Raw genomic sequence first — 14541 nt, 5'->3', positions numbered from 1 at the left:
AGCGAGTTGCCGCCATGACCCTGAACAGCGATCAGCAGAGCCAGGAACCGGCCTACGACGAGCAGCAGCGCATCGTCGGCGTGCTGCAGCAGTTGCAGGCCGAACAGCCCGAGGCAAGCCTCACCCTGATCAACATCTACAAGGAACTCCCCATCACCCACCCCGCCAGCATCTGCGAGATCCGGGGTCACCACGTCGAGCTCAGCACGAGTAACTTGCAGCTCGCGGCCATCGCCCAGTGCAACGAGGTCTTCATCCGGGCTCCCTACCTGGAAAAGGCCGTGCACGGCAGGCTGGAAAGCATCGACATCCGGCGCAACCTGGTCCGGCTCTGGGATTTCTCCAGTGTCGAACTGGAGGCGGAAAACCGCCAGACCGTCCGGGTGCGTCTGCACAAGCCGATCGGCGTGATCCTGCACTGCGGCACGGACCGGATTTCCGGAGCGGTGCAGGACATCTCGCTGGGTGGCTGCTGCATCAACACCCTGGTGCGCGTCAGCATCGAGCAGGCGAGGGAGCTGCGGGTCGAGCTGAAGATCATCGACAAGGCGACTGGACTCCCCAACTGCACGCGCATCCCCTGCACCCTGGTACACTGTTCCGGCGACGCGGCCCCCTTTCGCTGCGCCTTCCGGTTCCAGCACGACCAGCAGACCGAGCAGCTTCTGGCGGGCCTGGTCAACCAGCGTCAGCTGGAGATCCTCAAGGAGCTCCGGGACACTCTCTGATGCACGAGCGTAGTACCATCTGCCGAAATCACCCATCCTCGTGCCACTTGCTTCGGCACCTTTCCTTTGGCTGTAAAATATGGCACCTGAGACCCAGGCGGCACGCCACTGTCACCAGGCTTTGGCCTGTGTTGTAGCGTAGTCATTTTTTGCAGCGAAAAATCCGTCGATGTGGTAGCCTTGACCCCGCTTTTGAGCATTCGGAGGAACCATTCAGAGCATGGAGCAGGCAAACATAGAGAAAATCCTCCAAGCCGTAAGCAACGGCACCCTCGAAGTGAGCCAAGCGCTGGAGACGCTGAAACATCTCCCGTTCGAGGACCTTGGGTGCGCCACCGTGGACCACCACCGGGCGCTGCGCCAGGGGTTTCCCGAGGTAATCTACGGCCAGAGCAAGACGGTGGCCCAGATGCAGGCCATCATGACGGCGCTTATCAACAAGGGATCCAACGTGCTGGCGACCCGGGTCTACGGGGCCAAGGCGCGCAAACTGAAGGAGCTCTTCCCCGAAGCGCAGTACCACCCCGAGGCGCGAGCCCTCAGCATCGAGAAAAACCCCATCGTAAACCGCGGGCGGGGCAAGATCCTGGTGGTCTGCGCCGGTACCTCGGACATCCCGGTGGCGGCCGAGGCGGTCCTCACCGCGCGGCTCATGGGGAACGAGGTCGAGCAGCTCTTCGACGTGGGTGTGGCCGGGCTGCACCGCCTCTTGTCGCGCCGGCACCTTTTGAGCGAGGCCTCGGTGGTCATCGTGGTAGCCGGCATGGAGGGGGCGCTCCCCTCGGTGGTCGGCGGACTGGTGGACAAGCCGGTGATCGCGGTGCCGACCTCGATCGGTTACGGCGCGGCCTTCAACGGCGTCGCGGCGCTCCTGGGGATGCTGAACTCCTGCGCGGCCGGGGTCACCGTGGTGAATATCGATAACGGTTTCGGCGCGGCCTACGCGGCCAGCCTGATCAACAGGGACAGGGCATGAAGGTCATCTATTTCGACTGCTTCGCCGGGATCGCGGGCGACATGACGGTGGCGGCGCTCCTGGAACTGGGGCTGCCGCTCGCGGTGTTGCGCGAGGAACTGGCGAAGCTCCCCTTCACCGGATACACCCTGGAGAGCGTCCCGGCCGAGCGTCACGGGGTTTCCGGCACCGGCTTCAGGGTGCGGCTCGCCGAGGAAGACCAGCCGCACCGCCACTACAGCGCCATCGCACGGATGATCGAAGAGGCGCCGCTCAAGCCCGGGGCGAAGGCACTCGCCCAGAAGATCTTCCGCCGGCTGGCCGAGGCCGAATCCCAGGTGCACGGCGTCCCGCTCGAGCGGGTGCATTTCCACGAGGTGGGGGCGGTGGATTCCATCGTCGACATCGTGGGGACCGCCATCGGCCTCGATTACCTGGGGGTGGAGAAGGTCTACTCCTCGGGGCTCCCCTTCGGGCGCGGCTTCGTCTGGACCGCGCACGGCCGGCTGCCGGTACCGGCTCCCGCCACCGCACTCCTCATGAAGGGTATTCCGCTCACCGCCGACGTCGGCGAGGGTGAAAGGGTGACACCGACCGGCGCCGCCATCGTCGCGGCACTCGCCGAGAGCTTCGGCCCCCCCCCGGCCATGACCGTCGAGCGACTGGGCTACGGCGCCGGCGAGAAGGAGTTCGCCGAGCTCCCCAACCTGCTCCGCCTGGTTTTGGGCGACCTGGAGGAGACCACCCGTGCCGGTGAGGTGCTGGTCCTCGAGACCCAGGTAGACGACATGACCCCGGAGCTCCTCGGTTTTCTCATGGAAAGGCTCCTGGAGGCCGGCGCTCTCGACGTGAGCTTCACCGCGCTGCAGATGAAGAAGAACCGCCCCGGCACCCTGGTGAGCGTGCTCGCGAACCCCGGCGACCTGGAGCGCCTCTCCGGCCTCATCCTCGCCGAGTCGAGCGCCATCGGGCTGCGCTACTACCCGGTCCAGCGGATCACCCTCGAGCGCCGCGTCGAGGAGCGGGAGACCTCGCTGGGGAAGCTCAAGGTGAAGCTTCTGGGTAACGGACGCATCACCCCGGAGTTCGAAGAGTGCCGCCGCATCGCGCTCGAGAAGGGGCTGCCGCTCATCGAGGTGTACCGCACCGTGGAGAGGGAGACCTGGCAGGGATGAGGCGCTTCGTGATCCTTTCCACAACCTGGTTCGGTACCGGTTTCTCCCCGTTCGCCTCCGGCACCGTCGGCACGCTCGGCGCGATCCCCTTTTACCTCGCGCTCTCCCGGCTCTCCCTGCCGCTCTACCTCCTCACCACGCTCGCCTTCACCCTGTTTTCCTGCTGGGCCGCCGGTCTCGCCGAGGAGGTCTTCCACGAGAAGGACTCCGGGAAGATCGTCATCGACGAGGTCGCCGGCTACCTGGTGACCATGACGGCCGCCCCCGCGACCTGGCAGGCGGTCCTGGCCGGCTTTTTCCTGTTCCGCCTCTTCGACATCGTGAAGCCGCAGCCGGCGCGCTGGTTCGACCGCTCCCTGAAAAACGGCTTCGGCGTGGTGCTGGACGACATCGTGGCCGGGATCTACGCCTGCCTGAGCCTGCACCTGGTGCTGAGGTTCTTATGAAGGTAGCCACCCTTTCCATCGGCGACGAGCTGATCTGCGGCGAGGTGACCGACACCAACCAGAGCTACCTCGCCACCCGGCTCTTCGACCTGGGGCTGCGCACCGAGCGCCACCTGATGGTCGGCGACGACGAGGAGGCCATCGTGGCAGCACTCGGCGAACTCGGTGCCGTGTACGACGTGGTGCTGGCGACCGGCGGCCTGGGACCGACCCCGGACGACCTGACCTCGGCCGCCGCGGCACGCGCCGCCGGGGTTCCGCTCATCCACTCCCCCGAGGCCCAGGCGCACCTGGCCGAATTCGCCAAACGCCTGAACCGTGAGCTGCACCCCTTGAACGACCGCCAGGCCCAGCTTCCCGAAGGGTGTGGCCTGATCCCGAACCCCAACGGCACCGCCACCGGCTTTCGGGTGAGCATCGGCCGGGCTGACTGCTACTTCATGCCCGGCGTCCCCTTCGAGATGAAGCCGATGGTGGAGCAGACCGTGCTCCCGGCGCTCCTCGAGGCGAGCGGCGTCACCCCCGCGCTGCGCAGCACCCTGAAGATCTTCGGCCTCCCCGAGGCGGTTGCCGCGGCGGAACTCCAGGGGGTGCTCCCCGCGGGGTCCCCGGTGCAGCTCGCCTACTGCGTCAAGTTCCCGGAGATCCACCTGATCCTGCGCACCCCCGGTGCCTACCCGGCCGAGCACCAGGCGGCGCTCGAGGCGCTGCGCGGGCGGATGGCGCACCACCTCTTCGCCGAAGACCAGGCAACGCTCGACTCGGTGCTCGCGGAGCTCTTCACAACGAGCGGGGCGACGCTCGCGCTGGCCGAGTCCTGCACCGGCGGGATGATCGCCGAGCGGATCACCCGGACCGCAGGGAGTTCCGCCTGGTTTAAGGAAGGGGCGGTCAGCTATTCGAACGAGGCGAAGAGCCGCCTGCTCGGCGTGGCGCCGGAGCTCATCGCCGCACACGGCGCGGTGAGCGAGGAGGTGGCGCTTGCCATGGCAGAAGGGGCCCGGGCGGCAAGCGGCGCCGCTATCGCCATCTCGGTCACCGGCATCGCCGGCCCCGAGGGGGGGAGCGCGGAGAAACCGGTAGGAACGGTGTACATCGCGCTGGCCGACGCGGCAGGCTGCCGCGCCAAGCGGCACCAGTTCCCCGGCGACCGGGAGCGGGTCCGCTCGATCACCTGCTTCACCGCGCTCAACTGGCTGCGCCGGCGCCTGAGCACCGGGAACTAGGCCAGAAGACTCACGGGTACCACCGGGGGGAGCCCCGGATCTCATAACGGATCTCGCTGTCACAGGTAGCTGCCTTGAACATTGCGACCCTCATCCTCTTTATCGTGGCCGACCTGCTGCTTCTGGTGGCGGAACGGCTCACCCCCCTGCCCGGCTGGGTGCACCTGGCCGCCATCGTCCTGTTGGCCCAGGCGATCCTCATGCTCTGGACCGCCTTCAGGCGCCGCGAGGAGCGCCTGAGTTCCGGCCTGCGCAACGAGATAAGCGGCATGCAGCAGCAGCTCTCCAGGACCGCCCGCCGCTACAAAAGCCTCCTCGAAGGTGCCGGCAACGCCATCTTCGTCCTCGACGCCGAAACCGCCCGCCTCCAGGAGGTAAACCGCAAGGGGGTGGAACTCTTCGGCTACTCCAAGCCCGAGTTCCCCGGGATGTGGGGGCGCGACCTGGTGCATCCCTGCGACCAGGAGCGTTTCCGCGCCCTCATAAACCGCCTGAACCGCCACGGCAGGGCCACCGAGTCCGACGGGCTCACCTTCCAGAAAAAGGACGGCTCCGTCTTCCTGGGCGAGATCGACGCCCGGGTCATCGACCTGGGGACCGAGCAGCTGGTGCACTGCATCGTGCGCGACATCACCGAGAAGGTGCGCACCGAGCAGGAGATCTGGCAGCGCAACCGCGAGCTTTCCATCCTGAACAACGTGCTGGTCGGGATGAACCAGGGGCCCCGGATCGAAGAGGTGCTCCAGGTGGCCCTGACCGAGACCCTGGAACTGCTCAAGGCCGGCGGCGGTGCCCTCTACCTCTTGCAGGACGAGGGAGCCGCGCCCAAGCTGGTGGCCGCGCAGATGCTGGCGCCCCAGGTGCAGGGGGAGATCCTCGCCGAGCTTGCCGCCACCCCGCCGGCAGCAGCGGGCGTGCGCATTCTCGACCCGCAGGCGCCGCTGGCGCAGGCCGCGGCCGGCGAGGGGTGGCAGGCGGTGACCGTGGTGCCGCTTTTGGCGCAGAACCAGCCGATCGGCGTCATGCACCTTTTCCACGCCGAGCACCGCGACTACACGAGCGAAGAGCTCCGCTTCCTGGGGAGCGTGGGAACCCAGCTGGGGAGCGTCATCGGCCAGCACCGGCTCTTCGAGGAGCTCAACTGGAAAAGCGCCGAGCTCTTGCGCTCCTACCACCTTCTGGAGCGCAGCAGCCACAACCTGGGGCTTTCCGAGACCAAGCTGAAGCAGAACCTCGCCCTGGTGGAGCAGGCGAACATCGAATTAAGCCGCATGGACCGGATGAAGAACCAGTTCCTGGGGATGGTTTCCCACGAGTTCAACACCCCCTTGACCAGCATCATCTCGGGTGCCGAGCACCTGTTGCAGCAGGAGCTTGGTGCGGAGAGCGACCAGGTCCTGGGGATGGTGCGCGACGGCGGGCTGCGCCTCAAGGAGCTGGTAGCCGACCTCTTGAAGCTGGTGAAACTGGAGGCGCGCGGCGACGAACTGGCGACCAGTGCCCTGCACCTCGACGATTCGCTCGCGGAGCTCAAGGCCCAGTTGCAGCCCTTGTTGCTGGAGAAGCGGCAGACCCTGAAGCTCACCGCGCTGGACCGGCTCCCCTACTTCGACGGCGACTGGAAGTACCTGGAGCGTGTCTTCAGCGAGCTCCTTTTGAACGCCATGCGCTTCAGCCCCGAGGGGAGCGAGATCGAGGTGACCGGGCGGGTGGTGGAAAGCGACGTGCTGAAGGCGCGCAGCGCCACCCTGGAGCGCTTCAACAGCGACTTCTTGCAGCGCTGCGGCGACCGCTGCTACCTCGAGGTCGAGGTGCGCGATCAGGGGATCGGCGTGCCGGCCGAAGACCAGCAGCGCATCTTCGAGATCTTCTACGAGGTAGGCGACATCCGACACCACTCGAGCGGCCAGGGGCGCTTCGTGGGGAAGGGGGCGGGGCTGGGGCTTGCCATCGTCAAGGGGATGGTGGAGGCGCACGGCGGCATGGTCTGGGTGGAAAGCGGCCAGGGGAGCTCCTTTTTCGTGGTGCTGCCGCTCGAGCAGGAGGCCATTCAGCCGGCACTGTTTTAGCTGCACCGACCGCTCCGTTCAGTCAGATCCGCCGGAGCGCTCCGCTGAAAGAAAATTCAGACGAAACTTGAAACACCCCAGCATTTCGTGCTACTTTTGGCAGAATTTTTACCCGCGACCCAACCACCAACGACGCCCCCGAACGGGGCGACAGGAGATACTGCATGCTTGACCGCGAAAAAGCGATAGACCTGGCGCTGAGCCAGATTGAGAAACAGTTCGGCAAGGGTGCCATCATGCGCCTGGGCAACGACGAGCCGCTGCCGGACGTGGCGGCCATCCCGACCGGCGCCATCTCGCTCGACATGGCCCTGGGGGTGGGCGGCGTACCGCGCGGCCGCGTCATCGAGATCTTCGGACCGGAATCCTCCGGCAAGACCACCCTCGCCCTGCACGTGATCGCCGAGGCCCAGAAGCTTGGGGGGATCGCGGCCTTCGTGGACGCCGAGCACGCCCTCGACATCGGCTACGCCCGTAAACTCGGGGTGCGCACCGACGACCTCCTGGTCTCCCAGCCGGACACCGGCGAGCAGGCCCTGGAGATCGCCGAGACCCTGGTGAGAAGCGGCGCCATCGACGTCCTGGTCGTCGACTCCGTTGCCGCCCTGGTCCCCAAGGCGGAGATCGAGGGGGACATGGGCGACTCGCACATGGGCCTGCAGGCGCGCCTCATGTCCCAGGCGCTCAGGAAGCTCACCGGCATCATCTCCAAGAGCAACTGCTGCGTCATCTTCATCAACCAGATCCGCATGAAGATCGGCGTCATGTTCGGCAACCCGGAGACCACCACCGGCGGCAACGCGCTCAAGTTCTACGCCTCGGTGCGCATGGACATCCGCAAGATCGCCGCCTTGAAGCAGGGTAACGACATGATCGGCTCGCGCACCCGCGTGAAGGTCGTGAAGAACAAGGTGGCCCCCCCCTTCAAGGAAGTCGAGTTCGACATCCTCTACGGCGAAGGGATCTCCAAGGAGGGCGACGTGCTCGACCTGGCGGTCGAGAAGAACATCGTCGACAAGAGCGGCGCCTGGTTCTCCTATGGCAAGGAGCGCATCGGCCAGGGGCGCGAGAACTCCCGCATTTTCCTCAAGGAGCACCCGGAGATCCTGGAAGAGATCCGCGCCAAGCTCCTCGCCCCGGAGACCGCACAGCCCGCGGCATAAGGTAAACCACCATGGAACTCAACGAGATCCTCACCATAGCCATGAAAGCGAAGGGGTCGGACGTCCACCTGAAGGCGGGCGTCCCTCCCATCGTCCGCATCGACGGCAGGCTGCGCGCCATCCCCAACGCGGAGCGCCTCTCCGCCGATGCAGTGCGCACCATGGCCTTCGGCATCATGAACGATCGCCAGAAGCGGATCTTCGAGGAGTCCTACGAGGTGGACCTCTCCTACGGCGTCCCCGGCCTGGGTCGCTTCAGGGTTAACGCCTTCGCCCAGCGCGGCACCGTCGCCCTGGTGCTGCGCGCCATCCCGATCGCCATCCCGAGCCTGGAGGCCTTGAACCTCCCGCCGGTGCTCACCAAGCTGGCCCAGGAACAGCGCGGCCTGATCCTGGTCACCGGCACCACCGGCAGCGGCAAGTCGACGACGCTCGCCTCGATGATCGACTACATCAACGAGAACCGGACCTGCAACATCATCACAATCGAGGACCCGGTCGAGTACCTGCACAAGGACAAGAAGAGCCTGATCAGCCAGCGCGAGGTGGGGTTCGACACGCTCACCTTCGGCAAGGCGCTCACCTCGGCCTTAAGGCAGGACCCCGACGTCATCCTGGTGGGGGAGATGCGCGACTACGAGACCATCGAGACCGCGCTCACCGCCGCCGAGACGGGCCACCTGGTGCTCTCCACGCTGCACACCCTGGACGCGGCAGAGACCATCAACCGCGTCATTTCGGTGTTCCCCCCCTACCACCAGCGCCAGGTGCGCATGCAGCTCTCGGGGATCCTGAAGGGGGTCATCTCCCAGCGCCTGGTGCCGCGCGCCGACGGCAAGGGGCGTGTTCCCGCCGTCGAGGTGATGATCGGCACCGCGCGCATCAGGGACTGCATCGACGACAAGGAAAAGACCAAGCAGATCCCGGAGGCGATCGCCCAGGGGTACACGAGCTACGGCATGCAGACCTTCGACCAGTCGCTCATGGGGCTTCTGACCAAGGGGCTCATCACCTACGAGGAGGCGCTCAGGCAGTCCTCGAACCCGGACGACTTCGCGCTCAAGATTTCCGGCATCTCCTCCACCTCGGACTCCAACTGGGACAACTTCGCCGAGGCGGAACCCGCCGCGGCAGACGGCGAACTGATCATCGAGAAGTTCTAGGTGGCTACCAGCACCCCGATGGAGAGCGCCCTGCGCGTGCTCACCCTGCGTGACCACTCGGAAGCGGAGCTGAGAAGAAAGCTCAAGGAGAAGGGGTTCAGCGAAGGGGTCGAGGAGACCGTGGTACGGCTTAAGGAGCTGGGCTACCTGGATGACGCCCGCTTCGCGCGCAGCTATGCGACGAGCGCCTTGAGAAACGGCCGGGGCTACGGCAGCCGGATCAAGCAGGAACTGGCGCGCCGCGGCGTGGCCGAGGCGATCATCCGGGAGACCCTGGCCGAGCTCGACCAGGAGTTCGACGAGGGCGAGCTCTTGCGGGAGACCATCGAGCGGCGCTTCGCGAGCTTCGACGTGAAGAGCGCGCCGGACAAGGAAAAACGCAAGGTGGTGGGGTATTTGAGCCGCAAAGGCTTCAGCCTGCGCGCCATCTTCGCGGCACTGAATTATCAATCCATCGACTAGAGGTTAGCTTATGACAGGCAAAGAGATCCGGGCGCAGTTCTTCAGTTTTTTCCAGTCCAAGGGGCACACCCTCGTGGAGAGCTCGAACCTGATCCCCAAGAACGATCCCACCCTCCTTTTCACCAACGCCGGGATGAACCAGTTCAAGGACGTTTTCCTGGGACTCGAGAAGCGCGACTACGTCCGCGCGGTCACCTCGCAGAAGTGCGTACGCGCCGGCGGCAAGCACAACGACCTGGAGAACGTCGGTCGCACCGCCCGCCACCACACCTTCTTCGAGATGCTGGGCAACTTCTCCTTCGGCGACTACTTCAAGAAAGAGGCGATCGGCTTTGCCTGGGAGTTCCTCACCGGGCACATGGGGCTCTCCAAGGACCGGCTCTACGTAACGGTCTACAACGATGACGACGAGGCGGCGGACATCTGGCACCAGCAGGAAGGGGTACCCCGCGAGCGGATCTACCGCTTCGGCGAGAAGGACAACTTCTGGGCCATGGGCGACACCGGCCCCTGCGGTCCCTGCTCGGAGATCTTCTGGGACAACGGCCCCGGCACCGGCTGCGGCTCCGAGGACTGCGCCGTCGGGTGCGACTGCGACCGTTACATGGAGATCTGGAACAACGTCTTCATGCAGTTCAACCGGGACAAGGATGGCACGCTGACCCCGCTCCCGAAACCCTCGGTCGACACCGGCATGGGGCTCGAGCGCATCTCCGCGGTCATGCAGGGGGTCACCTCCAACTACGACACCGACCTGATCCAGGGGATCATCCGCCACATCGAGACCCTGTGCGGCAAGAAGTACCGCGCCAACGAGAAGGACGACGTCTCGATGCGCGTCATCGCCGACCACGCCCGCGCCACCACCTTCCTGATCTGCGACGGCGTGCTCCCCTCCAACGAGGGTCGCGGCTACGTCTTGCGCCGCATCATGCGCCGCGCCGCCCGCCACGCGAAGATGCTCGGCGTGGGGGAGCCGCTTTTGTACCGCGTGGTCGACGCCGTGAACCTGATGATGGGCGAGGCCTACCCGGAGCTTCTCGAGCGCGAGAGCTACGTGAAAAGGGTGATCCTGGCCGAGGAAGAGCGTTTCAACGAGACCCTGGACCGCGGCCTCGCCATGCTGAACGAGGAGACCGCGCGTCTCAAGGCGGCCGGCGAGAAGGTGATCTCCGGCGAGGTGATCTTCCGCCTCTACGACACCTTCGGCTTCCCCGTCGACCTTACCGCCGACATCGTCGAGGCCGAAGGGTTTGGGCTCGACGAGGACGGCTTCGTCCTCTGCATGGAGCAGCAGCGCGCCAAGGCCCGCGAGCACTGGAAGGGCTCCGGCGAGCAGGGGCTGGCCGCGATCTACAAGGAACTGCACGGCTCCGGCGTCAGGAGCTCCTTCGTGGGGTACACCCAGCAGATCGCCTTCGCCCCGGTGAGCGCCATCCTGAAAGACGGCATCCTGGTCGAGGAGGCCAACGAGGGTGAAGAGGTCGAGGTGGTAACGGTATCCACCCCGTTCTACGGCGAGTCCGGCGGCCAGATGGGCGACACCGGCACCATCTCCACCGGGCGTGGACACCTGAGCGTCACCAGCACGAGCCGCCCCTTCACCGACCTCATCGTGCACCGCGGCATCGTGACCTCGGGCACGGTCGCCGTGGGCGAGGCTGCCGAGCTGAAGGTGGACCACCCCTCCCGCGCGGCCACCGCCCGCAACCACACGGCAACGCACCTCTTGCAGGCCGCGCTGCGCCAGGTCCTGGGCGACCACGTGAAGCAGGCGGGCTCGCTGGTCGGCCCGGACCGGCTGCGCTTCGACTTCACCCACTTCTCCGCGATGACCGCAGGCGAGCTGCGCGAGGTGGAGACCCTGGTGAACGGCTACATCGTCACCAACTCCCCGGTCGACTCGGTCGAGATGGCCTCCAGCGAGGCGATGGCCTCGGGAGCCACCGCGCTCTTCGGCGAGAAGTACGGCGACGTGGTGCGCGTGGTGCGGGTGGGCGAGATCAGCTCGGAACTCTGCGGCGGCACCCACGTGAAGGGGGCCGGCGAGATCGGCCTCTTCAAGATCGTCTCCGAGACCGGCATCGCCGCCGGCGTGCGCCGCATCGAGGCGCAGACCGGCATGGGCGCGCTCGCCGTGGTGCATGCACTCGAGGACGAGCAGCGCGTCATCGCCACCCTGGTGAAGGCCGAGGCCGGCGCCGTGGTGGACCGCGTCGACAAACTGGTGGCCGCCCAGCGCGAGCTTGGCCGCGAGATCGAGACCCTGCAGGCCCGCCTGAACGCGACCAAATCCGCCGACCTGATCCAGCAGGTACGTGAGGTGGGGGGCGTGAAGATCCTCTCCGTGAAGGTGGACGGCGATCCCAAGGGGCTGCGCGAGCTCTCCGACACCCTGAAGGAGAAACTCGGCTCCGGCATCCTGGTGCTGGGGACCGCCGACGGCGTCAAGGCGAACCTCCTGGTTGCCGTCACCCCCGACCTGACCGGCCGCTTCAAGGCAGGCGACCTGATCAAGGCCATCGCCCCGATCGTGGGCGGCAACGGCGGCGGGAAGCCGGAGCTGGCGCAGGCCGGCGGTTCCAAGCCGGAGAACCTTGCCGAGGCGTTGGAGGCGGTCTACAAGATCGTGGGGTAGAGAAACGGGTTGAGGTCACGGTTGAGGTTGAGTGATCGATCTCGACCGTACTCCCGGCAGGAAACGTTTTCCTTGAAATTGCAGAATCGCTGGAAACTGTCAATCTAGGCGTCGTCCCTTTTTCAACCGACGGGAATTATTTATGTTCCAGCTCACCCAGAACTCCGACCTGGCGCTCCTGAAGGACAAGGAGAAGAAGACCATCCTCATCGTCGACGACGAGGCGGTCATCCGCGACCTCTGCATGCGGGCGTTGCACGACTACCATGCGGTGGAAGCGGCCAACGGCGAGGAGGCACTCCAGATCTTCGAGCGCGGCGGCATCGACGCCATCCTCACCGACGTGATGATGCCCAAGGTGGACGGGCTGGAGCTGCTCAAGCGCATCAAGGAGCAGGAGCCGACCATGGTGGTGATCATCATGACCGGCTACGCCGACAAGGAACTGATCCTGAAGGCGCTGAAGGCGGACGCCGACGACTTCATCACCAAGCCACTCAACCTCTTGCAGCTGAAAAGCGCGGTCGACAAGGCGCTGGTCAAAAAGGCGCTGAAGGAAGAGATCGCCAACCTGAAGAACCTGGACCGGTTGAAGACCAACTTCCTGTCCATCATCTCGCACAAGTTCCGCACCCCGATCACCACCATATCGCTCTTCCTGCAGAACCTGGCCGCCGGGGTCTACGATCCCAGCGACGAGATGGTCCGCCAGCACATGGGGCTCATCTACGGGGAGGCCTGTTACCTCGGGCAACTGGTCTCCGACCTGCTCACCTTCTCAACCGTGATGGACTCCGGCGGGGCGCTGCGCCTGGAGCCCTGCGACTTGAGCTCGCTCATCCCGAAGCTCGTTACCAGCTCGAAGGAGTGGACCGACAAGCACGGGGTGACCCCGCAGGTCCAGGTGGAGCCGGGGCAGGAGGTCATGCTGGACCGGGAGAAGTTCAGCTTCGCCCTGCAGCAGGTCATCGACAACGCGATCAAGTTCTCCAAGGAAAGCGGCACCGTGCGTGTCACCCTGCAGGACGAGGGGGAGATCAACCGGATCGTGGTCGAGGACCAGGGCATCGGCATCGCGCGGGACGCCATCCCCAAGGTTTTCGAGAAGTTCTACCAGGAGGATGCCAGCCAGAGCGGTCAGATCCGCGGGTTCGGCCTCGGGCTCTTCTACGCCCGGGAGTTCATCCGGATGCACGGCGGCAGCATCGGTATCGAGAGCGAGCCCGAGCTGGGTACCCGCGTGACCATCACCATCCCCCACAAGGGCCGCCAGGACTCCTGAAGCGGCCCCAGCTCCCCCCACCGTTTCCCTCCCTTTTCAGGGTAAAATCCCTCTTTGAAGTTGATTATTTCCCCCTACGTGCTATATTAACGGCTTTCCATGCAGCTATTGATATATAGAGGCGCCCATGCAAAAACTCATAGAGAAAGCCAGCACACTCATGGAGGCGCTGCCGTATATCAAGCGTTTCTCCGGTAAGACCATTGTTATCAAGTACGGCGGTCACGCAATGGCGGACGAGAAACTGCGCAAGTCGTTCGCACTGGACGTGATCCTGCTCAAATACATTGGCATCAACACCGTGATAGTGCACGGTGGTGGTCCGCAGATCAACGAAACCCTGAAACGCTACGGCATCGTCTCCGAGTTTGTCAGAGGGATGCGCGTCACCGACACGGAAACCATGGGCGTGGTCGAGATGGTGCTGACCGGCCAGGTGAACCGCGAGGTGGTGGGCTACCTGAACCAGCAGGGGGGGCGCGCCGCCGGCATCTCCGGCAAGGACGGCAACCTGTTGATCTGCGAGAAGATGCTGCAGGAAGTGCGCGGCGAGGACGGCAAGGTCGAGATGGTCGACATCGGGTTCGTGGGCGACGTGGTCGAGGTGAACCCGGCCATCATCCAGGCCCTGGAGAAAGGCGGCTTCATTCCGGTGATCGCGCCGGTGGGCGTGGGTCGCGACGGCGAGAGCTACAACGTGAACGCCGACCTGGTCGCCGGCCGGGTGGCTGCGGCGCTGGGCGCCGAGAAGCTGATCCTTTTGACCGACGTCTCCGGCGTGAAGAACAAGGAGGGCGAGCTCCTCTCCAGCATTCCGCTCGCCGAGGTGGCCGAGCTGATCGACAACGGCACCGTCACCGGCGGCATGATCCCCAAGGTCACCTGCTGCACCGATGCGCTGGCCGCCGGCGTCAAGAAGGCGCACATCGTGGACGGCCGTATCGAGCACGCCATCCTGCTGGAGATCTTCACCAACGTGGGGATCGGGACCGAGTTTGAAGCGTAAAACCAGGGGCTCGGGACTGGGGACTAGGGGCTAGTATAGGCGCAGGCGAAAACTGGGGCTGGTTTCATTGGTGCCAGAGCCGGGCACCTGCAGGGGGGAATCATCATTCGCCCGTGGCTTCACCGGCTCCCTGGAACTCACCCTCTTCTATCAATTGAAACGCAGGAGACGCGGCGCCTTGCTGCGTGGCAGATTGCGGTTCCTGCCGTTAATAAAGCTGGCGATGGC

12 protein-coding genes are annotated in these 14541 nt (G+C 65.3%); all 12 read left to right on the top strand.

The features are described from left to right. The first annotated feature begins 14 nt into the window (after positions 1–14). The 12 genes from H7688_RS11255 to argB all read left to right on the top strand — a co-directional run bounded on the left by H7688_RS11255 (position 15) and on the right by argB (position 14313). A complete protein-coding gene (locus H7688_RS11255; RefSeq protein ID WP_183361212.1) occupies positions 15–728 on the top strand; it encodes a PilZ domain-containing protein in 714 nt (237 codons plus the stop codon). Positions 729–948: 220 nt separating this feature from the next. Next, entirely contained in the window at positions 949–1704 is a 756-nt protein-coding gene (larB, locus tag H7688_RS11250) for a nickel pincer cofactor biosynthesis protein LarB (protein ID WP_183361211.1), read from the top strand. After that, positions 1701–2858: a nickel pincer cofactor biosynthesis protein LarC gene (larC, locus tag H7688_RS11245; RefSeq protein ID WP_183361210.1), complete on the top strand. Its 1158-nt coding sequence runs from the start codon at positions 1701–1703 to the stop codon at positions 2856–2858. Before larB ends, larC begins: the two co-directional genes overlap by 4 nt. Further along, positions 2855–3304 carry a phosphatidylglycerophosphatase A family protein gene (locus H7688_RS11240; RefSeq protein ID WP_183361209.1) on the top strand — a complete coding sequence of 150 codons (450 nt, stop codon included), beginning with the start codon at positions 2855–2857 and terminating at the stop codon, positions 3302–3304. Before larC ends, H7688_RS11240 begins: the two co-directional genes overlap by 4 nt. After that, the gene (locus tag H7688_RS11235; protein WP_183361208.1) at positions 3301–4530 is read left to right on the top strand and encodes a competence/damage-inducible protein A; all 1230 of its coding nucleotides are present in this window, start codon (positions 3301–3303) and stop codon (positions 4528–4530) included. The genes H7688_RS11240 and H7688_RS11235 overlap by 4 nt, the downstream gene beginning before the upstream one ends. Positions 4531–4604: 74 nt before the next feature. Next, on the top strand, positions 4605–6599 hold the full coding sequence (locus H7688_RS11230) for a sensor histidine kinase (protein WP_183361207.1): 1995 nt from the start codon (positions 4605–4607) through the stop codon (positions 6597–6599). 164 nt (positions 6600–6763) lie between these two features. Continuing rightward, positions 6764–7762: a recombinase RecA gene (recA, locus tag H7688_RS11225; protein WP_183361206.1), complete on the top strand. Its 999-nt coding sequence runs from the start codon at positions 6764–6766 to the stop codon at positions 7760–7762. 11 nt (positions 7763–7773) lie between these two features. Then, complete coding sequence (locus H7688_RS11220) at positions 7774–8925, top strand: type IV pilus twitching motility protein PilT (RefSeq protein WP_183361205.1); 1152 nt, start codon at positions 7774–7776, stop codon at positions 8923–8925. Further along, positions 8926–9387: a regulatory protein RecX gene (locus tag H7688_RS11215; RefSeq protein ID WP_246329790.1), complete on the top strand. Its 462-nt coding sequence runs from the start codon at positions 8926–8928 to the stop codon at positions 9385–9387. A gap of 10 nt (positions 9388–9397) precedes the next feature. Continuing rightward, positions 9398–12025 carry an alanine--tRNA ligase gene (alaS, locus tag H7688_RS11210; RefSeq protein ID WP_183361204.1) on the top strand — a complete coding sequence of 876 codons (2628 nt, stop codon included), beginning with the start codon at positions 9398–9400 and terminating at the stop codon, positions 12023–12025. A gap of 142 nt (positions 12026–12167) precedes the next feature. Beyond that, the gene (locus H7688_RS11205) at positions 12168–13307 is read left to right on the top strand and encodes a hybrid sensor histidine kinase/response regulator (RefSeq protein ID WP_183361203.1); all 1140 of its coding nucleotides are present in this window, start codon (positions 12168–12170) and stop codon (positions 13305–13307) included. Between the two features lie 127 nt (positions 13308–13434). Next, a complete protein-coding gene (argB, locus tag H7688_RS11200) occupies positions 13435–14313 on the top strand; it encodes an acetylglutamate kinase (RefSeq protein WP_183361202.1) in 879 nt (292 codons plus the stop codon). Positions 14314–14541 lie beyond the last annotated feature (228 nt).

Source organism: Geomonas limicola (genome assembly GCF_014193675.1).
Taxonomy (GTDB): Bacteria; Desulfobacterota; Desulfuromonadia; order Geobacterales; family Geobacteraceae; genus Geomonas; species Geomonas limicola.
The sequence above is the reverse complement of the archived record's forward strand: the minus strand, read 5'-3'. Positions and strand labels throughout refer to the sequence as shown.